This is a genomic window from Vibrio cortegadensis (assembly GCF_024347395.1).
GTDB lineage: Bacteria > Pseudomonadota > Gammaproteobacteria > Enterobacterales > Vibrionaceae > Vibrio > Vibrio cortegadensis.
Window position 1 is genome coordinate 643,403 of the sequence record NZ_AP025473.1, and the last position, 20,490, is coordinate 663,892.

Annotated in this window: 14 protein-coding genes; 5 read left to right on the plus strand and 9 right to left on the minus strand. The window is 42.0% G+C overall.

The features are described from left to right. Nucleotides 1-7 precede the first annotated feature (7 nt). Entirely contained in the window at nucleotides 8-958 is a 951-nt protein-coding gene (locus OCV39_RS17195) for a universal stress protein (protein WP_113800036.1), read from the minus strand. Nucleotides 959-1,129: 171 nt separating this feature from the next. Between OCV39_RS17195 and OCV39_RS17200 the strand changes: the two genes are divergently transcribed. Then, nucleotides 1,130-2,098 carry a LysR family transcriptional regulator gene (locus tag OCV39_RS17200; protein ID WP_113800038.1) on the plus strand — a complete coding sequence of 323 codons (969 nt, stop codon included), beginning with the start codon at nucleotides 1,130-1,132 and terminating at the stop codon, nucleotides 2,096-2,098. 282 nt (nucleotides 2,099-2,380) lie between these two features. On the opposite strand, the gene OCV39_RS17205 is transcribed toward OCV39_RS17200, so the two are convergent. The 4 genes from OCV39_RS17205 to OCV39_RS17220 all read right to left on the minus strand — a co-directional run bounded on the left by OCV39_RS17205 (nucleotide 2,381) and on the right by OCV39_RS17220 (nucleotide 8,092). Beyond that, a complete protein-coding gene (locus OCV39_RS17205; protein ID WP_261890114.1) occupies nucleotides 2,381-3,466 on the minus strand; it encodes a hybrid-cluster NAD(P)-dependent oxidoreductase in 1,086 nt (361 codons plus the stop codon). Between the two features lie 208 nt (nucleotides 3,467-3,674). Further along, nucleotides 3,675-5,339: a hydroxylamine reductase gene (gene hcp, locus OCV39_RS17210; RefSeq protein ID WP_017051364.1), complete on the minus strand. Its 1,665-nt coding sequence runs from the start codon at nucleotides 5,337-5,339 to the stop codon at nucleotides 3,675-3,677. A gap of 195 nt (nucleotides 5,340-5,534) precedes the next feature. After that, a complete protein-coding gene (gene norR / locus OCV39_RS17215; RefSeq protein WP_136994800.1) occupies nucleotides 5,535-7,070 on the minus strand; it encodes a nitric oxide reductase transcriptional regulator NorR in 1,536 nt (511 codons plus the stop codon). Nucleotides 7,071-7,186: 116 nt separating this feature from the next. Continuing rightward, complete coding sequence (locus OCV39_RS17220; RefSeq protein WP_017051362.1) at nucleotides 7,187-8,092, minus strand: LysR family transcriptional regulator; 906 nt, start codon at nucleotides 8,090-8,092, stop codon at nucleotides 7,187-7,189. 171 nt (nucleotides 8,093-8,263) lie between these two features. Between OCV39_RS17220 and OCV39_RS17225 the strand changes: the two genes are divergently transcribed. Both OCV39_RS17225 and OCV39_RS17230 read left to right on the plus strand, forming a co-directional pair. Continuing rightward, the gene (locus tag OCV39_RS17225) at nucleotides 8,264-9,430 is read left to right on the plus strand and encodes an HlyD family secretion protein (RefSeq protein WP_261890115.1); all 1,167 of its coding nucleotides are present in this window, start codon (nucleotides 8,264-8,266) and stop codon (nucleotides 9,428-9,430) included. A 12-nt stretch (nucleotides 9,431-9,442) separates the two neighbouring features. Next, complete coding sequence (locus tag OCV39_RS17230; protein WP_261890133.1) at nucleotides 9,443-11,008, plus strand: DHA2 family efflux MFS transporter permease subunit; 1,566 nt, start codon at nucleotides 9,443-9,445, stop codon at nucleotides 11,006-11,008. Between the two features lie 9 nt (nucleotides 11,009-11,017). On the opposite strand, the gene OCV39_RS17235 is transcribed toward OCV39_RS17230, so the two are convergent. The 3 genes from OCV39_RS17235 to OCV39_RS17245 form a co-directional block, all read right to left on the minus strand. Continuing rightward, nucleotides 11,018-12,523 (minus strand): GGDEF domain-containing protein, encoded by a 1,506-nt coding sequence (locus tag OCV39_RS17235; RefSeq protein WP_261890116.1) that lies wholly within the window; start codon nucleotides 12,521-12,523, stop codon nucleotides 11,018-11,020. A 14-nt stretch (nucleotides 12,524-12,537) separates the two neighbouring features. Then, nucleotides 12,538-13,038, minus strand: a complete 501-nt coding sequence (locus OCV39_RS17240) for a hypothetical protein (protein WP_113800053.1) — start codon at nucleotides 13,036-13,038, stop codon at nucleotides 12,538-12,540. A gap of 213 nt (nucleotides 13,039-13,251) precedes the next feature. After that, on the minus strand, nucleotides 13,252-15,138 hold the full coding sequence (locus OCV39_RS17245) for a methyl-accepting chemotaxis protein (protein WP_136994794.1): 1,887 nt from the start codon (nucleotides 15,136-15,138) through the stop codon (nucleotides 13,252-13,254). A 606-nt stretch (nucleotides 15,139-15,744) separates the two neighbouring features. On the opposite strand from OCV39_RS17245, the gene OCV39_RS17250 reads away from it, so the two are divergent. Beyond that, nucleotides 15,745-17,838, plus strand: a complete 2,094-nt coding sequence (locus OCV39_RS17250; RefSeq protein WP_261890117.1) for a methyl-accepting chemotaxis protein — start codon at nucleotides 15,745-15,747, stop codon at nucleotides 17,836-17,838. A 111-nt stretch (nucleotides 17,839-17,949) separates the two neighbouring features. Here the strand turns inward: OCV39_RS17250 and OCV39_RS17255 are convergent, their stop codons facing one another. Beyond that, nucleotides 17,950-19,182, minus strand: coding sequence for a serine/threonine protein kinase (locus OCV39_RS17255; RefSeq protein WP_113800059.1), 1,233 nt, complete (start codon nucleotides 19,180-19,182; stop codon nucleotides 17,950-17,952). 375 nt (nucleotides 19,183-19,557) lie between these two features. Between OCV39_RS17255 and OCV39_RS17260 the strand changes: the two genes are divergently transcribed. Beyond that, entirely contained in the window at nucleotides 19,558-20,457 is a 900-nt protein-coding gene (locus tag OCV39_RS17260) for a helix-turn-helix transcriptional regulator (RefSeq protein WP_113800061.1), read from the plus strand. Nucleotides 20,458-20,490: the final 33 nt, after the last annotated feature.

Sequence of the window (20,490 nt, forward strand, 5' to 3'; positions counted from 1 at the left end):
ACTCCATTTACCGCGTCGTGGACACAATGGGAGAAATAAACTCACTTGGTTTTAAGGTAACAACGGTTGCATTTAATTTATTTAGCCAATATTCAGCCTTGTTCCCCATTAAATATCCGGCAATACCGGTTCGCGACATGGATCCTAGGAAAGTGACATCAATTGAGTTTTGTTCAATAAATGTTGGGAGTAGCTCTTTGGCATGGCCTTGTATTAGCTCGATATGAACATTAACGGTATTGTTATTATCTACAAGGTTATCTATGAGAGCTCTCATTTTTCTCGCACGTTCAATCTTCATTTTCTCTTTAAGAATCGCGATATCAGTATCGTTATAGCCACTCCATTTTCGCAAGAAGCCTTCAGACTCTAGCTCCCATATGTGGCACAGAACTAACTCAGAATTTGTTGCTTTGCATAAATCGTATGCAGAATTGAGTATTCTCTTACACAGATCAGCACTTACTTGTTCATCAAGGTCTATTGCCGCTAAGATTTTTTTGGACGAATGCAATTCGCGAGTGGTAGACCAAATAGGAATCTCAGATTTACGCATTAGATGAAGTGTTGTGCTCCCTCTTTGACAGGCATGAGACTTACTTTTTCGATGGCTATCAATCACTATAAAATCAGAACCTTCAGATCTGGCACACTGAATTATCTCTATGAACGGGATACCGATTCTTACTTGAACATTAAAATCGATATTTTTATATTTACCTTTTAATTCACTTACAAGTGTTCTTAATTGTGAATAGTATATTTTGGTGACTTTATCGAGAATATCTAACGTTTTTACAGAATATTGACTAATTTCTTTTAGCTCATCCATATCCTCGATAACCATTAATAACGTAATTTTTGATTCACATTCATCTGCGATATTAAGTATATTGTTGAGAGATGACGTTATCTTTTGTTCAGGTGCTACTGGGACTAGTAATTGTTTAAATAACATGTTGCCTCCAAATTAACTGTGATTCGTTGTGCTTTACAAAAACAATACGTCACCGTATGTATTAATAATAATTAATAATAACAATGATGATCATAGATATTTATCTATACTTAAATTCAGCTTAACTGGCTAAGCTCTTAGAAATTAGGCATAGAACACAGAGGACGATATATGCAATTATTGAGAAATCGGTTGTCCAATTTTCGGAGTTTTCGAGTATTTCTTACCGTCTATGAAGAAGGTTCAGTTTCGAAGGCTGCTAAAGTTTTAAACCTGACTCAACCAACGGTTTCAATACAGCTTAAGCAGTTTTCGGAGCTTCTTTCTGTCGAGCTTTACTACTTGCAAGGAAAAAAACTGGTGTTCACCGAAGCGGGCCATATTACCGCTCGGTATTGCATGCAAATCGTGCAAAACGTCGACGATTTAGAGATTGAAATTGCCAATTTGACACAATTAAAATCGGGAACGTTAAAAGTAGCAGCCGTGACATCTTGTGAGTATTTTGTTCCACATTTAATAGGAAGCTTCTTAGATAAACATCCTATGGTGGACATCGTTTTGAAAGTAGACAATCGAGACAGCATAAAAGAAAGGTATATAAATGGTCGAGATGACTTGTACTTATTCAGTCATATTGATAGTGATATGAAAGGCGATGTTGTCCCTCTTTTTCCCAATAATTTATATGCCATTGCGAACAAAAGTCATCCTCTTGCTCTTAAAGAACGCGTTACTTTACGGTCACTGGCAGGTTTTTCTTGGATCTTACGAGAGCAAGGCTCAGGCACTCGCCAAGCAATAGAAAAACACCTTGAGCGGCACGATTTAAATATAAAGCCCAAATTTGTAATGGAGAGCAATGAAGCAATTAAACATTGTGTTATGGCTGGTATGGGGCTTTCTATCCTCTCTGAATATGCCTTAACCCAAGAGAATCCAGATAACATCGCTATATTGTCAGTCGACACGTTCCCTATTGAAACGCACTGGAATCTTGTCTTTCCGAGTACCAAGCAACAAAGTCCACTCAGCCAAGCATTCATGGCGCATCTTATTGACTATAAAAAAATACTGAAAGACAGTTTGATCAAAAAAGAAATGTCTCAATTTTTTAGATTGCATAACATTTCAACTTAAACAAAAGATGCGTAATGAGTACCATTTATTTAACCGCAGCTTGATTGAGCATAATTCTACAGGCACATTAATAATTAATATTTTTCTAAATTAGCCATTCCGGTAAAACGGAATGGTCCAAAAATGAATTAATAGACAAGCCATCGGCGGTGTGCTCACCAATCAGTATGCATTCAATTGACAGCTTGATACGGTGGTGGGGGATTTATTGAGGGACTTGGAACATATTCAGGTTGTCGGCATGCATACCGACAACCTAGATGACTGAAATACTAAATGTGTTTAGTTAAGGCTAACTTCCACATCGGAATGCACTTGGCTTGAACAAGCTAATACGTACCCTTGCTCAATCTCTTCCGGAGTCAAAGTTTCTTGGCTGGTAGAGCGTACTTCGCCTTTGTTTACTTTACATTTGCAAGAGCCACAAATACCGCTGCGACATGCTGCTATGATTGGCAAACCTGCACCTTCTAATGCATCGATCAGTGGAGCGCCGTGCTCTGCTTCAAGGCTTGCACCGAAATCTGGAACATGAATACTAACCGCACCAGAGGCTTGCTGCTCAACAAGCGCTTCCTCTTGGTTTGATTCTTCTGCTGTTGGCGTAAAACTCTCTTGATGGAAATGTGCCATATCAAAGCCCATCTCTTTCAAGTTGTTTTCCATATCCTCCATAAAGCTTACGGGACCACATAGGTAAACCGTGCGCTCTAAAATATCGCTACATAGTTGTTGTAACCATTGAGCATCCAATCGGCCTTGTGGGTGGCGAGTTGATTGATTGTCTTTCAGTAATAGCTTGAGGTTGAAGTTAGCGTGTTCTTCATCCATCTGTTCAAGTTCACTGAAGTAGATGGTTTGCAGTGGGCTTTTTGCCATATGCACAAAGTCGATATCGACAGTTGAAGCCTGCTCATCTGATAACCATGTTTTAGCCATCGACATCACTGGTGTAATACCACAACCTGCACTGATCAATACCACTTTTTGGCGTTCAGTATTGCGCTTTGGCGCGTGATCGACAGTGTTAAATATGCCCGCTGGTTTAAGAACCTGAACTTCATCGCCTTCTTTGAGAGAATCTACGATGTAGTTAGACATGGCACCATTTTCAACGCGTTTAATGGTCAGTTGAAGGTGCACTTGCCCTGGGATTGAGCTGATTGAATACGCGCGGTAATCAATTTTACTAGGGTTACTTTTCTCGATTGGAAGCCCAAGGGAAATGAATTGTCCGGGTTTGAAATCAAAGCTAGCATCGTTGTTTTTTGGAGCGATTTGTAGGCTAACAGTATCGTCGGTTTCAAACCATTTTTTGAGACACACCATAGTTACAGGTGTGGTATTTGGCCATTCGAATGTCATCATTATTGTCACTTTTTTAATCGAGAAATGAGAAATTATGGAAGGTGTATCTTGTGTCTTTCATTATGAAAAATTCGATGCCTGCCACTTTAATATGAAAGTCATATATAAAAGTAATCAGGCATCGAACTTGGTCTACGTCATTCGCTGTTGAGTCGCTTTAATCAAGCTTAACTGCTCAATTGCTTAACTGCTTAGCGATAGCGGAGACTTATGACGCTTTTAAAATAGTCTTAAGGTCGTCTTCAACGTTACCAATGCTACGCATATCGAACTTGTCTTGGATGATAGCAAGTAGGTTATCAGTCAAGAATGCTGGAGCGGTTGGGCCTGTGTAGATGCCTTTAACGCCAAGAGCAAATAGAGTCAGTAGGATAACAATCGCTTTTTGCTCGAACCAAGATAGAACCAGTGTTAGTGGTAGATCGTTGATGTCGCAATCGAACTCTTTACCTAGAGCAAGCGCTAGCTGAATTGCAGAGTAAGCATCGTTACATTGACCTACATCTAATAGACGTGGGATGCCGTTGATGTCACCGAATTGGTTCTTGTTGAAGCGGTATTTACCACATGCAAGCGTTAGGATCACGCTGTCTTCAGGAGCTTGAGCTGTGAAGTCTGTGTAGTAGCTACGCTCAGATTTGTCACCGTCACAACCACCAACAAGGAAGAAGTGGCTGATGTTGCCTTCTTTAACTTGTTCAACAACTGCTGGAGCCGCTGCCATAAGAGCATTGCGACCAAAACCGATAGTGATCATCTGTTCGATTTCGTTCTGTTTGAAACCTTCTTGTGCAAGTGCACAGTCGATTACTTGGCTGAAATCATCACCTTCAATGTGAGCAACGCCAGGCCAGCCTACGATGCTACGAGTGAATAGACGATCTGAGTATTGACCTACATTTGGGTTCAACAGACAGTTAGAAGTCATCACTACAGCGCCAGGGAAATTTGCGAATTCTTTTTGTTGGTTCTGCCATGCACTACCGTAGTTACCTACTAGGTGAGGGTATTTTTTCAGCTCAGGGTAAGAGTGTGCTGGAAGCATTTCACCGTTAGTGTAAACGTTGATGCCTTTGCCTTCAGTTTGCTGAAGAATCTTCTCAAGATCGTGAAGATCGTGACCAGAAACAAGGATACATTTACCCGCAATAGTTTTTACGTTCACTTGAGTAGGTTCTGGGTGACCGAATGTCGCCGTTTCGCCAGTATCAAGCATTTCCATGATGCGGTAGTTCACTAGGCCAATTTTCATTGAGCAATCTAGTAGCTCACCTAGGTCTGTTGGATCAGTACCTAGCCAAGCCATGATTTCGTGGTATTCAGCGAATACTTTCTCGTCAGTTTGACCAAGAACGCGTGCATGCTCTAGGTAAGCAGCAGCACCTTTTAGACCGTAAAGACAAAGTAAGCGAAGGCCGATAACGTCTTCGTGTTGTGAATCATGGCCACGGTTAACCGCTGCTTGAGGTGCAATTGCAAGGAACTGCTCTGCGTCTGTAGGTAGTTCGAATTTCGCTGCCGCCGAAAGCTCTGGAAGCTCTACGTTTGAAAGTGTTGCTGCTGCGCGAACTGCTTGCTCTAGTTGCTGCTTGTATTGGTTAGCTTGTTGTACGAATTCAACGATACGAGCAGGGTCGAAGTTAACGTTAGTCAATGTTGCGAAGAAAGCTTTTGGTGCCCACTGATCAATTTCATCTACGATGATGTCAAATTTGCGACCTTGTTCAGCCCAAAATGAAACACCTTGTAAAGAGTAAACGAGTACGTCTTGTAAGTCAGAAACTTCAGAAGTTTTGCCACACATACCTTGTGTGAAAGAACAGCCTTTTACAGCAGGCGTTTGGATTGTTTGTTCACATTGAATACAGAACATGTATTGTCGCTCCATTGAGTAGTGTTGCGATCTCAGTTCGTTGCTGAAATCGAATATAATTACCGAGCGTTATTGCACAGACTGTGCCAGAAGTTAACTTGTTGTTTTTGAAGGGTTTTGTATTTTTATCTTAAGAGGGTTGATGTGTTTTTTACATCGCATCTGTTGTAAAAAACACATCAATTTAAATTGTTCCTATGTTTTTGTTATATCGAGCTTTTTACCCATTCGATATAAATTTCCACGATCCATTTGCAGGAACTCTGCTGCTTTTGCCCAGACCCCGTTCGATTCGGCTAAAGCGTGCTCAATCAATTGTTTTTGGTACGATTCGACTAATTCCCGCATTGGCTGGCTCTCAGCAGGGAATATGTTTGATGTCATTTCTACACTCGGCTTGATTTCTAGTTCATCAACAAAGTGCTGCAAAGTAATGATGTGTTCGTTGTGCTGAATGGTTCTTAGCGCCGCTCGCATTAAAGTATGCTCTAATTCTCGTACATTTCCGGGCCAAGCAACCTGTTCTAAATGCATGAGTGTTTTAGGATGAATGTGTAGGTTTGGAACATTAAATTGACTGCGAACCTTGTCCAATAGATGCCCTGCTAATACAGGAATATCACCATCGCGTTCACGCAGTGGTGGGATATGAATAGGGAATACATTCAGACGATGGAAAAGGTCGGCTCTGAAGTTACCTTGATCGACTTCATATTCAAGATTCCTGTTCGTTGCAGCAATCAAACGAACGTCGACGAGAACATTTTTATCGCTACCTACGCGCTGTACTTCACCTTGTTGGATCACTCGCAGTAATTTGGCTTGAATAAGCAGAGGTAACTCGCCAATTTCATCAAGAAAAATCGTGCCGCCATCAGCAAGTTCAAACTTACCTGCTCGCTGTGAATTGGCCCCGGTATACGCGCCTTTGACATGACCGAACAGCTCGCTTTCCGCTAATGTTTCGGGCAGAGCCGCACAGTTTACGTAGATCATTGGTTTGTCATTTCGCTGCGACTGCTCATGGACTGCATGGGCCACGAGCTCTTTACCCACCCCTGTTTCGCCACTGATTAACACCGCGTAATCGGAGTGGGCGACCATCGAAATATTACTTCGTAATTTCTGGATTTGTGGGCTGATCCCAACCATTTCACCTTGTATGCTACGAGCTTGCTGAATCAACGCGGTCGTGATTGATTTCTGCTGTTTATTCTTGGCTTTTAGCGCATCAAATTGAGCTCGATTTCTGAGCGTTGCAGCAGCCAAAGCCGCGAAAGTTTCAATGGTAATATTGTCAATTTTATCGAACGCTCCCACTTCTAAAGCGTCGAGAGTGAGCACACCGACAAGTTTGTTTTCAACATATAAACTGCACCCTAAACAGTCATGTACATCAATGTGAGTTGACTCATTGAGGAGCAAGCCGTCAAAAGGATCCGGTAGGTCGCTATTGGCGGCAAACCGGACTGGATGTTGGCTGTCAATAATCGCCGCCAAACGTGGGTGCGCCTTGGGAAAAAAGCGTCGACCAAGCACGGTTTGAGAGAGTCCCTTTACGGCCACGGGCTTAAGAAAATCTTCTTGGTCTAAAACGAAAAGAGCACTGGCATCGCAAGGAAATACTTGATGAAGTGAGTCAATTAAGCGTTGGTAATGTTTATCGCTCGCCAGATTTGAGCTTAGGTCTAAAGCGATTTGAAGTAAGACGTTTTCAGTAGAAAGTTTCATGGTGCGCTCCGTATTGAACGCACACAATATCAGTTCGTTGTAAAAAACACATCAAACGTTTTGATTTGATCTAGCTTGCTTGATGTACTTTTTACCTAAACACGCCCACTGCGGGATCAATCTTTAGGATGAATATCTCGCTGTGATAACTCACTGAGTAAGAAATCGAGCAGCACTCTTAATCGCTTAGGCATGAGTTTTCTTTCTGGATAGACAAAGCTGATCCCAACCGTCGGGATAGACCACTCTGGAAGCAGTCGCGTCAATTTTCCACTTTGAATATGCGGTCGGCAGAGGTATTCAGGTAGAACCGACACACCGAGCCCATCAATGGTTGCGGTGAGCGATGACGTAATGGTGTTCACACTGAGTTGATGAGGGAGTTCTACTGTAATTTGCTGCTCACCATTGCTAAACATCCACAATGATTCTAACTGAGGGCGTGATAGTTTCACCCGCTTGTGGTTGGTGCGTAAATCGTGTGGGTGATGGATCTTAGGGTGTTGTTTTAAGTAATTCGGGCTAGCCACCAGTTGTTGATTTGAAGAGTAAAAAAGCCGAGCCACATTATTGGAGAGCTTGGGTTCACCTATCTGACAATGCAGGTCTACACCATCTGCGATTAAATCAATATGGCGATTGGTCAGATCAAGATTAATGGTCACTTCTGGGTAGCGTAACAAGAAAGCGTCTATATAAGGCATCAGCATTTGGTGGCCGAGTTCAATGGGCATGGCAATGTTGATATGCCCGCGAATCGTGGATTGGCTTTCGCAGATCTCTTGCTCTGCACTTTCCATGATCGACAACATCTCAGAGCAAGACTGGTAAAAGGTTTGTCCCTCTGCGGTTGTCGCTAAATGGCGAGTGGTACGGACTAATAATTTCACCCCCAGTTGATTCTCTAGCTCTAAAACCTTGCGGCTTACGGTAGATTTGGTGAGTTTTAGGCTCTCTGACGCAAGGGTAAAACTTCCAGATTCAACGACTTTCGCAAAAATAGCGACGGCATTTAAGTCCATAACACACTCTATTAGTAAGATTATTAGGACAGTATTTCCTTTTTATCCTATCTAATCAAATAATGTTTTTTGTATAAAATAGGGCTTCTCATAGAAATGGCTGCTCATCACTCTCAGCCGCTTCATTATTAAGTCAACATTTCATCGCTCTATAATACAAGGTACACAACATTGGCCACAGAACATCCCACTAATCAGGCAACATCTCAACCGTTACAAACCGCACCATCACTTGAACTTACCCCTAGAAAGAAGCCTAAAGCGGCTATCATTGCGACGATGATATTCGTATCTTTAGGTTTACTTGCATCAGGTTATTGGTTCGGATATGGGCAATATTTCCAATCGACAGATAATGCTTACGTAAAAGCCAATATCACTAATATCAGTGCCAAGGTTTCAGGCTACGTCGTCGAAACTTTGGTCGATGACAATCAGTTCGTGACATCGGGAACGCTACTGGCAAAGATTGATGATCGTGAGTTTCAGGTTAAAAAATCTCAGTCTATAGCCAACTTACAAGTCCAACTTGCATCGGTTGAATATTCTCAAGCGCAGCATCGATTGCAGCAGCGAGTCATTATTCAAACTAAAAGTGAAGTTGATTCAGCTCAAGCAGATTTAGAACGCTCACAGCAACTGCTTCAACGTAGTCAAAGTTTGCTCAAGAAACAGTATTCGTCACAAGATGAAGTGGATAATGCTTTTGCTCATTTGAAAGTCTCCAAAGCACAATTAGAAGAAGCGCAGTCACACTATATTGCTGAACAAGAAAAGCTGAATGTCATTGATAGCCAAATTGTGCAAGCACAAGCATCAGTGGCAGAAGCTCAAACGGAATTGGATCAAGCGGAGCTGAATTTAAGCTATACCAAAATCGTAGCGCCAGTCGATGGCATTGTGGGTAGACGTAGCGTGAGAGAAGGGTTATTCATTCAACCCGGTATGCCGCTAATAAGTTTAGTGCCAACGTCAGATGTTTGGGTTGAAGCGAACTTCAAAGAGACTCAGCTGGCTAAAATGCAGCCGGGCCAAAAAGTGAATATTGAACTAGATGCGTTTCCAAATCGAGAAATTACCGGAACATTAGAGAGCTTTTCTCCTGCTACTGGGGCTCAATTTGCATTGCTACCTCCTGAGAATGCGACGGGTAATTTTACAAAAATCGTTCAACGTGTTCCGGTTAAAATACACTTTGATGATCAAATACTGGCAGCGCAGCAAATTATTCCAGGTTTATCAGCAGTCGTTACAGTCGATACGCATGATATCCGCAACGAAAATGAGAGTGAGTTGGCGGCAGAAAGTAGTGATATTGCATTAGAGCCAAGAGGCTAAATCATGGCTGAAATGGTTGCTTCAAATACACAAGCCGAATCAGTAAAGCCGAAGGAAACAACTTCTGAAGTTTCTTTACGTAGCTGGATTGCACTGATGGGCGGTATGCTAGGTTCATTCATGGCGATTTTGGATATCCAGATCACCAACTCATCGCTCAAAGATATTCAAGGCGCACTGTCCGCGACACTCGATGAAAGCTCGTGGATTGCGACCTCCTATTTAGTTGCCGAAATGGTGGCGATTCCGCTTAGTGGTTGGTTATCTAAAACCTTAGGCAAACGCCGCTATCTTACGGGTACAACCGTGATCTTTGGTTTGTCTTCACTGCTCTGTTCTTTTGCTTGGAATATGCCCTCAATGATCGCATTTCGAGCTATACAAGGGTTCAGTGGTGGAGCATTAATACCGCTCGCGTTTTCGCTGGTGGTGCAATTACTACCACTGCATAAACGTGCGCTTGGTATGACCTTGTTCGGTATTACCGCGACGTTTGCGCCTTCCATTGGGCCGACGCTTGGTGGGTGGCTAACTGAAAACTTCTCATGGCATTTCATCTTCTATATTAACTTAGTCCCTGCTATAGCAGTTATTGCGATGGTGAGGTTCGGCCTAGATGATGAAAAAATTAATATCGAATCCCTTCGCAATGCTGATTGGGCTGGTATTTTGTTGATGGGAGTAGGACTTGGCTGTCTCGAAGTCGTTCTTGAAGAGGGAAGCCGAGAAGAGTGGTTCAGTTCAACCTTCATCACTGCGCTTTCAGTTATTGCGGTCGTCTGTATTACCTATTTCATCATTAATGAATTGTATCGAAAAGATCCATTAGTGAACCTGCGTTTGTTGGGGAATCAACGTTTTGCAATGGCATGCTTTACCTATTTGATTTTGGGGATGGGATTGATGGGATCGATTTATGTGATCCCACTGTATTTGACGGAAATCCAGCATTACAACGCGCTTGAGATTGGTGAAGTACTGATGTGGATGGGGTTTCCTCAGTTATTGATTTTCCCCTTTGTGCCTAAAGTGTTGAAGTTCATAAAACCCAAATATTTAGCGGCGTTCGGTTTTGGCATGTTTGCGTTAAGCTGTTGGATGAATACCCACATGACGGCTGATTTTGGGCATGACCAATTGGTCGTATCAATGCTCATTAGAGCGGTTGGTAGCCCATTTATGATGGTGTCTTTGTCAATGGTGGCGATGCAAGGCGTTCCGAAACCTAGCGTACCAGACGCTTCAACGCTAACCAATATCATGCGTAATTTGGGTGGTGCGTTTGGTATTGCGATCATCGCAACGTTACTTGATAACAAGGCTAGAGAACATTTAGCACACGTTCAGAGCAGCCTGCCGAGTGTTAGCTCTGATGCATGGTATTACTTACAACAACAAGCTCAATTTTTCATTGGTTCAGGAAGTGACCCTGTGACGGCGAACTTGCAAGCAAACTCAATGCTGATGTCGACCATGTATCAAAATGGTCGGATCATGGCGTACAACGATATTTTTGTGGTGATGACGGCATTCTTGTCCCTCGCCGCGGTGATGTTACTTGTCAGGAAAGAGAATTAAATCAGAAAATTATGGGTGTGTTGGAGGCAATCCATCGTCGTGATAATTGTTTTCTAATTGAGCGAAGTTAGAACGGTTAGTTTGGTGTGATATGTATTTATCACAAATGATGATCTGGTTTCGACCGTTGTGTTTTGCTTGATATTGAACATGGTCAACGTAATCAACCACATCTTCTATTGTTGTGTTGAGCAAATCTTGTTTTGTATAGATGCAAACCCCAGCAGAAATGGTAATGACCTTTTCTGTTGGGCTCGTTTTATGTTCAATCTCTAATTCGTGCACCATTTTTCGGATCTTTTCGCTTCGAGTAATCGCTTGCTCAAGATTGCTAATATTGAGCGTCACCACAAACTCTTCGCCTCCGACTCTAAATGCCTTTTCGTTCTCATCGACCGTATTGTCACTTAATACTTGGGCCACTTTTTGTAGTGCAATATCGCCTAGGTTGTGCCCATAAGTGTCGTTGTACTTTTTAAAGTGATCGATATCGACATACATAATGGCGACATACTTTGATCGATTTTTAACTTGAATCTCAGCCAGTAGTGAATTGAATGAACGTCGATTCAGTAATCCTGTTAATGGGTCATTACGAGTCAGGTATTCAAGCTCTTTGGTGTGAATGGCCATTTTCTTAATCAGGTGCGTGAATTCGGTAGAGAGTTCACCGATCTCATCATGTCGGTTCTGTTCTGGGATTTTTGTTGTATCGATATCTTTAATATCACGCTTCATACATTTTGAGAGTGATTTCAATGGTGCGGAGATGTGAAAGGAGAGCAAACCAAGAGCAGGTAAAGCAATGGCTAAAGCGACGAATAACTCGGACAGAGCATCGAATAATATGACATGCTCCACTTTCTTAATCGAACTTATATCGTAGACCATGTCAACTCGTCCACCAGCGCTATTTGTTGTGGGTAGAGAGAGAAATAGAATGTTCTTTTCTCTATCAAAATAGGACGTGTTGAACTCGTTATTGTTATCAAAATCGAAGTTGTATTTTGCTTCGAGTTGGTTGGAGAGCTCGAACGTATTGAGCGCTTCTTTAGCTCTATTGAGCAGATAGTTGAGTTTAACGATATCCCCTTCATTAGTGGCTAAGCGTGCTTGAATCCTCTCAATTCTGTCTTTAGTGTTTTGTTGGAAGTTCAGCGGAAAATGAGAACGCCATACTTGGCACACTTCGCGATCGAATTGTACCTCGATAGGGATGCTCCTATTATCTGAACGGCCAACAATTTTGAGGTACAACAGATCTGGCGTATTCATTAATTGTGTTTTGAACTTAGGCAATAGTAGATTGGAATAGTTGCCGCCGGAAATAGCGGTACTGATGTCAGAAATCAGAGGAATGGCTGCCTCTTGATGAAATGCAGTTGTCATACTAACGGTATTGTTGATCTCATTTTTGTGGTGCTGATAGGTCAAACTCGCGATGATCACTAGTATCAACAACAGATGAGAAGCAAATATTTTGGTGCGGATAGAGTGAAATATGGCAATTTTCATAGTGTATCTCAGAGCTATTTATCGAATATTTCGATAATTGGAACCGCACAGGTGCCATTGATACAGATGTCTTGATGACCAAGATGGCAAGCGTAGCAAACCTCCGTCGCAAAAGATGGATGTTGCGAACTGATGTCATTGCCATTTCTATCATAGGTCCCATACATCGCCTCTCCTGCGAGATGTTCAGTGACAAAGACAATGTCCTGATCTTCATATATGGCAACCGCAGTGATCCCATCAGGGTATGGACCATGATTCTTGTAAGCTTTAACTCTCTCCTTGGGAACAAAAATATTGAGCTTGGTGCCCTGACCGTTATTAATCCAGTTATACATTTTTACGGTTTCTTGAACGAAAAGGGCAGTGTTTGGAGGTAGAACGACATCGTTGCCAGGGAGCACACTCTGTTTTACTAAGATCATACTATCAATGTCATCGGGAAATGAAGCGATAGAGGTAGCGTTGGAATGCCCAGACATGAGTAACGCTAAAAATAGATAAAATCTCGCCATAATGCTCTCTTAGCTTTTCAATCTAAACGGGTGCTATAAAGTTAAGTCTAGACAATAGCTGGGAATTTTGAGGAAAAATTCACTTTTTACTTACGTTTATCGGCAACAACTAGAGCTCACGCATGATATGGCATGAACGAGGGCATTAAAGTGCTATGACGGCATAAAAAATGGCGCATTGAGCGCCATTATAAATGTATATGAAAGCGTCCGTTAAGAGAGCTTAAAGGTTGCTACTTTTTCACTCAATTCAATGGCTTGTTGTTTGAGTTCATTTGACTGCGATAAACTGTCCTCAGAGCCAATAACAAGCTGATCGGTCACATCTTTAATCGACGTCACATTCTGCGTGATTTCTCCCGTTACATGAGTCTGCTCTTCTGCCGCCGTAGCGATCTGAGTTGCCATGTCACTGATTAATGTTACCGCAGAGCTGATCTCCTCTAGAGCAAGGGTCGCACGATCGGCATCTTCAACCGAGCTTGTTGCTAAAGTCGAGCTGCTTTCCATTAACGAAACTGCGCGATTTGTGGTGTGTTGAAGAGTGTCGATGGTTGATTTGATCTCTTCCGTTGAAGTGTGAGTTCGTTGAGAAAGCACTCTAACTTCATCAGCAACAACGGCAAAACCACGGCCTTGTTCGCCAGCGCGAGCGGCTTCAATCGCAGCATTAAGTGCAAGTAAGTTGGTTTGCTCTGCAATGCCTTGAATCGTTGAAAGAACCGTATTGATCTCTTGTGCATGTTGCTGTAACTCGCTGATCACAGAACTAGCTTCGCTGACTTCATTAGCGAGGTTATTGATTGAGCCTTTAGTGTGAAGCACTAATGTGTGGCCTTCGTTAGTACTCGTTGATGAGTTTTGTGCAGCTTGAGCGGTTTGTTCAGCATGAGAGGCAATTTCACGAGTAGCAGATGCCATTTCGGTAACGGCGGTTGCAACCATAGTGATCTCTTGTTGCTGGAGGTTAAGCTCATTCACTGAGCTATTCGCACGCTTAGCACTTTGGTCTGACTGATCGGTTAATTGGTGAGATTGCTGACGAATGTGACCAATCAGGTTTTGTAAACTCGCGACGAAAGTATTGAAATTGTGTGCCAGTTCGCCAACTTCATCTTCGTTTTCAACATGGATGCGCTGAGTCAAATCACCACTACCATTTGCGATCTGTGCGAGCGCTTCCGATACATAGTTCAGTGGGCGGAATAGAATGTTACATAACAAGTTGAATAGTAGTGTACAGATGATCACGACAATACCCGTCACTAAAATTTGACCGTATACCGCATCAAATAGTGGAGCAACGAGAGAGTTGTAATTAATGACACTCACGGTCATCAAGCTCGTGCCTTCGATACTTTTTGCGTAGATAACATACTGCTCGCCATTCAATTCAACCTGCATATCTGAATTGCTGTTTGCGGCTTGTTGAAGTGTTGGGAAATTAAGTCCTAGCTCAGAAACGGGCTTGTTTAGCAATTTAGTATTGGGGTGAGTGAAAATATTGCCTTTATCATTGGCAATGAACATGTAGCCTTCACCCGGGAGAATGACCTTTTCCATGCTATTTAGGATATCGGTGATCTCTACATCTGCACCAAGTACTACTTGCTGACCATGTAAATCAAGCGCTTTACCAAGAGAAACAACATTAGCCCCTGTCGCAGCGGCAACCGTTGGGTTATCCATGAACACTTTTGAAGGGTTTGCGACGGCATTGGTGTACCAGCCCCATTTACGTGGGTCATCATTACCAGGTGGTAATACGACCGCATTGGCGTTTGCTTGTGAGCCATCAGGGTAAGCTAAGAAAACATTATCAAACTTAGCAGAATCTCGAACTTGCTTTAAATGCACCACAATCGCGGCTTTGTCTGCTTCTGAAGTGAGCGACTTGAGTGCTCGCTCTTTTGACACCAGCCAGTCAGCAACATACTGATTGTACGAAGCGGTTGTACTTTCTAGTCGCTGTTCTACTTCAATATCTAGTCGATCTAATGATGCATTAAATGATAACGCTTCTACCAACACGCCCCCTAAAATGATGGCGGCGCTTGCGGATATGGCTAGCTTGTTTTTTAGAGATAGTTTTTTAAACATAATAATTCTTATTTTTAATTGTATTAGTTAGCAGCATGCTATGGCTCATGAATCTGAATTATTATAATTTCACAGCTCAAAATAAATAATGATGAAGATCTTATATTCGACATTTAAATAGATGCGAATTAAGTTTCTGTAATTAAGTGCGATTTATAAAGGAACTAGTTCAAATGCTGAAGAGGTACACGGCAGTTATTTTTGAAGTGGTTTGCAGGTTTTTAAAATTGATAGAACTCAAGTAATTGACAGATAGCATAATACTTTTTAGTTAGGTCGATAGACAAAACAGAAGAGATGGTACCGCTATGAATGACATTTAGTAGGTAAGATTACTATCAATGGGTAAATGTAAATTGAATTTTTAGTGTTTTGTTTCAGAGGGTTAACTGTCTTGTTTTGATTGTTTGATTTGGTTCTGTTTTGTGTCGGGTTTTGATGGAATTCGCTTAGTTGAATCCGTTGTTCATAACGAATGCTATCTTGTTAATCTTCTATTCATATTTCTAGATATTGTGTTCATCTATCTTCTATATACTGCTGATTTTTAGGCTTTACATCATTAATACAATGTTATGTTTCAATAAAAGAGGGTAAGCAATCGGCATGTTTAAAAGTATTCGTACACGTATTGCGCTAAGCGCGGGATTAGCGATGGCATTTACATTGCTGATTGCGATGGGAATGACAACCAATGCATTCACCAAAGTAAACCAAGAGATAACTGAAAAGGTTAAGACTCAACTAACAGAAGCGACTATCGCAAATTTGCAGGCAACGGCATCAGAGCAAGGCAAAATCATTTCCAACCAACTTTTCCCTGTACTTGCTAACCTATCTCAAGTTCGTTCAATTATTGAATTGAGTGCTGAGTCTCAATTGGGCGCAGATACCATCGTTAAACAATTTTCAGCAGCACTAGAAGCGCAAGATAAAGCAGTTTTTGCAGGCTACATGGTGTGGGAAGAGAAAACGTGGCCGCTAGAAACCGAAGTAGGCGCAAGCGATGCAATGAATAGTAAAGGTTACTTAGCGCCATTCTTTTCTCCCAATTCAAACAATAGTTTTGATGCTGTTGCAATGGAAAGCTTCTCCAACACCGCGCTGAATAGTAATGGCGAACGTACCGATGATTGGCACTTAATGCCTTATGAAACGGGCAATACTTTTGTGATGGAACCTTATATGTACCCGGTTCGTGGCAAAAAAGAGTTGATCACGACCATTAGCCAACCTTTAAAATTGGACAATAAAATCATTGGTTCACTCGGATTTGATCTCTCGCTGATCGAGCTGCAAGGTCAAAGTGAAGCACTGGCTGAAAACCTATTTGATGGCGAAGGCAGCATTATCATCTCATCTTGGAAAGGGGCAATGCTTGCCAATAGCCGGGATAGTGTGAACGTCGGTAAAAAAGTGCCAAGCGAACTCTATTCTCGCTGGTCAAAAATCCAGTCTCTTGCGACTCAAAATGACATTGGCATGTTGACCATTGGCGATCAAGAATACGCGATTACTTCAGTAGATACTTCTGGGGCTGCATGGATTGTTATGGTGTCAGTGCCGACCAATAAACTGACGCAAAGTGTTGCGACTTTTGAGAATTGGAGCAGTGAACAGAATTCAGGTGCGATTGAGCAAGGAGTTATTGCGGGTTTAATTGCAGCTATTGTTGGTATCACCGTGATGGGTGTGATTGCTAACTCACTAGGTAAAATCTTGATCAATCTTGTCGAGCGTTTTAAAGATGTGGCTCAAGGTGATGGCGATTTAACTTACCGTATTGAAGTGAAAGGTAAAGATGAAACCGCGCAACTGGCTTTCTGGTTCAATACTTTCCTAGAACGAATGCAAGGTATGTTAAGAACCGTGATGGATACCGCGGAGCAAGTGGACAGAAGTGCAACTGCAGGTCAAGAACGCGCAGCTACTTCAAAAGATCAACTGAATATCCAAGTTAATGAAGTGAACTCTTTAGCGACGGCTATTAATGAAATGAGTGCAACAGCACAAGAAGTCGCAAGTTCTGCTGTTCAAGCAGCGGCAGCAGCAAGTCAGGTTCAAAGTAACAGCTTGAATGGCATGGGTCGAATGGACAACGCAGCATCAGCGGTAGAGGACTTAGCGCTTCAGGTTAATAATGCACAGCACCAAACGCAAAGCTTGGCGGAATCAAGCGCGGCTATTCAAGGTATTTTAACTGAAATTGGTGGCATTGCAGAGCAGACTAACTTATTAGCCTTGAATGCAGCAATTGAAGCGGCACGAGCAGGTGAAGCGGGACGTGGATTTGCGGTTGTGGCAGATGAAGTGCGTAATCTTGCGACTCGCACGCAGTCTTCGACAGAAGAAATTCGTTCGATGTTGGCGAGGTTAGAGCAAGAAACACAGTCAATCGTAGTGCTGATGCAGCAAAGCCAACAACAAGCGGTCGATACAAAAGAAGAGACACAAGCGGCACAACAAGCTTTGGCTGAAATTAACCAAGCGATTGATGTGATTAATGATATGAATAATCAAATTGCTTCAGCAGCGGAAGAGCAAAGCTTAGTAGCAGAAGAGATTAACCGTAATGTTGTCGTTATTAACGATACTGCGGTCGATGTGATGGATAGCATGTCCTCATCAGTATCAATTAGTGGTGAGTTAACCGAGAAGGCAACGGATCTTCATGATGAGCTCAATAAATTTAAGATTTAAATCTGAATATTGAATTCATCGTTACAAAAAAAACCGCATCGAAATTGATGCGGTTTTTTTATCATAAAAAGCGGCGGCGGATTTCGATTTAACTGAAATCAGCCATGCAGTTTAATATTCCCAATGCTCGATGTTGTGAGCACCTGCGAATTGGTTAGGGAAATAATCTTCACATGTACCTTCGCGCCATACATCGGCAGTCGCACAGTGTAAGCCCCCTCCAAATGCATAGGCATCGCGTAAATCAACAGGAACCACCTCAAACCCAAGTTGGTCGAATTGCTCCATTTGGCCTGTTTCAGACGCTTCAACACACACCGTTTTATGATCTAGAATCAAGGTGTTCATTGATAACCAAGTACTTGAGTAGCAAAGTGGTGGTGGGTTATCCCAAGCAGGTTTAACCGCTTCAACGATTTCCCAATCATTCTTCTCAAAGATCTCACGTTGCCCAGCAAACAACGGACGATTCGGGTTGAGTAACATTAACCCCGGACGCAATGGACAGAAAGTTGCATCAATATGAATCGGGTGATTATCTTCAAAGCTTAGAGTGTGAACTCGATATCCTTGAGGCTCATATTTACGCTTGATCCAGCGGATGCCAGCAAGGTTTGTGGTTAAACCATGTTGGACAAAAATATCTTTCCCTAAACGCATGACATCTGCAGCATCGAATAGAATGTCGGTCTCTTTTGTGCTGTACTCTTTACGCAGCGAACGCTCCATTGTTTCAGCATCAGACATGTATTCGTAAGCGGCAACATAATCCATGCGGAAGCTATCATCAGACAAGCGTGGGCGTGGTGCTTGCTCAATCATGCAACTTGTGTCTGATTCGAAATATTCACGCATTAAATCGACATAAGCCAAATATTCGAAGTAGCGGCTACGGAAGCTCATTGGTGCCATCAGCATGCTTTTACCCATGGTCAGTAAGCAATCACGCGGTGGCATTACACCGAAACCAGAACTGATACTAAAATCAGGAGTAGTGATGCGCTCATTCCAATCTACTGCTCCTGGGCGATCGACAATGATATTGCGGTCTTCTAAGATCTTAGCAAACCCATTTAAGCACTCATTGGCACGATCGATAGATTCTTGAGTCCGTCGACCTGCTTTACTGCCACGCATAGGTGAGTCAGCGGGTATTTTTTCATTACTAGCAGGGCAAGCTTCTGGAATATGTTGGTTATCGGCAATGCCGACAATAACGTGGCGAAGTGGGTCAAAATCATTATAGGATTCAACGTGCAGTCCGGGTCTAACAATCGGAGCACCAGAATCTTTTCTTTCTAGTGGTAAAGATGCATTTGGATATAGGTCATTAGAAACACTCATTATAAATCTCCAATAGAATATAAAGTACTTAGTAGTAAGTCCCTTTATTATTAGTGTTTACCTTATGTTTAAAATAAAGCCATTAATAATTTCTGGTAGTGTAAATATTCAAATTAATATGTGTGGTTTATTATGATTAGCAAAGTTAATTACTGCTTTTCAATGACATTAATATCGCGCTAAATGATGGCTGATAATAGTCATTTAATGCTGAGGAGTGGCGGTTTTATGCTGGAGAACTTTAAATGTTAGCCCCATGCATGATGAACATCACGATTGGCTTTGGTGCAAGTGTGTGACATCACATTTATAGAGTCATGATGTTGGTGTTTTGTAGCTGATGTATATAGTTAAGCCAGACATTGGAGGTAGATTATGTGTCAACGTGTTATTGCTAATACGCCTAAATTTTTGATGTTTGATCTACAGAAGTTGAAAGAAACTGAGCATCTTATTTTTGGTGTCGATTATATATTGATACGCCCGAAAACATCCGGGTGCACCTTACATTTGGCGAATACTCACTACCAATTGCATGTCGGTCAGTTAGTGTTACTCGCACCTTTTAATCCGTTTCGACTCTCGTTAGAAAAGCACAAAGACCCGACTGATTGTGACGTTTTACATTTTCGATTAACTGCCCTAGGCCAGACATTTGTTGATAGTATTCAATTTGATATGATCAAGCAGATGCTTGAAAAATCGAGTTATGGAACCTTGTTTGAAGGCGAGGAAATCCATGAGATAACTCAAATTTTGGATAAAATGGAGAACACACTGGAGTTTGGTCAGGTTTTAAATTTACTTGGGTTACTTGAAGAACTATCTAAGTTAAAGCCGACTCGTTACCTTGCTGATTATCGGTTTGAAGTCAATAATATTAAACGCACTGAAGATCGTGTGCACGTCGTGTTAGAGTACATTTCTGAACACCTTTCTGAATCGTTATCGGTGACCAAAGTTGCTGAGCAGCTATATATGGCTGATAGTACGTTTTCTCGATTTTTCCATGCGAACCTTGGCGTTACATTCCGTCAGTATGTGATTGAACAGCGTGTAAAACAGGCAGCTAGATACTTGGTATTAACCGATTGGACGATTGCTCATATTGGGTCTGAAGTTGGATTTTCTTCCTTATCTAATTTTAATGCTAAATTCAAACAATTATTAAGAACAACGCCACGAGAATATCGTATTAACCATATAGATATGAGAAAGGATATATCTAACAGCCGTGCGCTTGAGGGGCAAATTCAAAGTCAATTAACGAGATAATGAACTGTTTTAATATATTGAGAAAAGGACTGC

Coding starts and splice junctions, on each gene's coding strand:
- OCV39_RS17195 (WP_113800036.1), bottom strand. CDS start 958: ATGTTATTTAAACAATTACTAGTCCCAGTAGCACCTGAACAAAAGATA.
- OCV39_RS17200 (WP_113800038.1), top strand. CDS start 1,130: ATGCAATTATTGAGAAATCGGTTGTCCAATTTTCGGAGTTTTCGAGTA.
- OCV39_RS17205 (WP_261890114.1), bottom strand. CDS start 3,466: ATGATGACATTCGAATGGCCAAATACCACACCTGTAACTATGGTGTGT.
- hcp (WP_017051364.1), bottom strand. CDS start 5,339: ATGTTCTGTATTCAATGTGAACAAACAATCCAAACGCCTGCTGTAAAA.
- norR (WP_136994800.1), bottom strand. CDS start 7,070: ATGAAACTTTCTACTGAAAACGTCTTACTTCAAATCGCTTTAGACCTA.
- OCV39_RS17220 (WP_017051362.1), bottom strand. CDS start 8,092: ATGGACTTAAATGCCGTCGCTATTTTTGCGAAAGTCGTTGAATCTGGA.
- OCV39_RS17230 (WP_261890133.1), top strand. CDS start 9,443: ATGGTTGCTTCAAATACACAAGCCGAATCAGTAAAGCCGAAGGAAACA.
- OCV39_RS17235 (WP_261890116.1), bottom strand. CDS start 12,523: ATGAAAATTGCCATATTTCACTCTATCCGCACCAAAATATTTGCTTCT.
- OCV39_RS17240 (WP_113800053.1), bottom strand. CDS start 13,038: ATGGCGAGATTTTATCTATTTTTAGCGTTACTCATGTCTGGGCATTCC.
- OCV39_RS17245 (WP_136994794.1), bottom strand. CDS start 15,138: ATGTTTAAAAAACTATCTCTAAAAAACAAGCTAGCCATATCCGCAAGC.
- OCV39_RS17250 (WP_261890117.1), top strand. CDS start 15,745: ATGTTTAAAAGTATTCGTACACGTATTGCGCTAAGCGCGGGATTAGCG.
- OCV39_RS17255 (WP_113800059.1), bottom strand. CDS start 19,182: ATGAGTGTTTCTAATGACCTATATCCAAATGCATCTTTACCACTAGAA.
- OCV39_RS17260 (WP_113800061.1), top strand. CDS start 19,558: ATGTGTCAACGTGTTATTGCTAATACGCCTAAATTTTTGATGTTTGAT.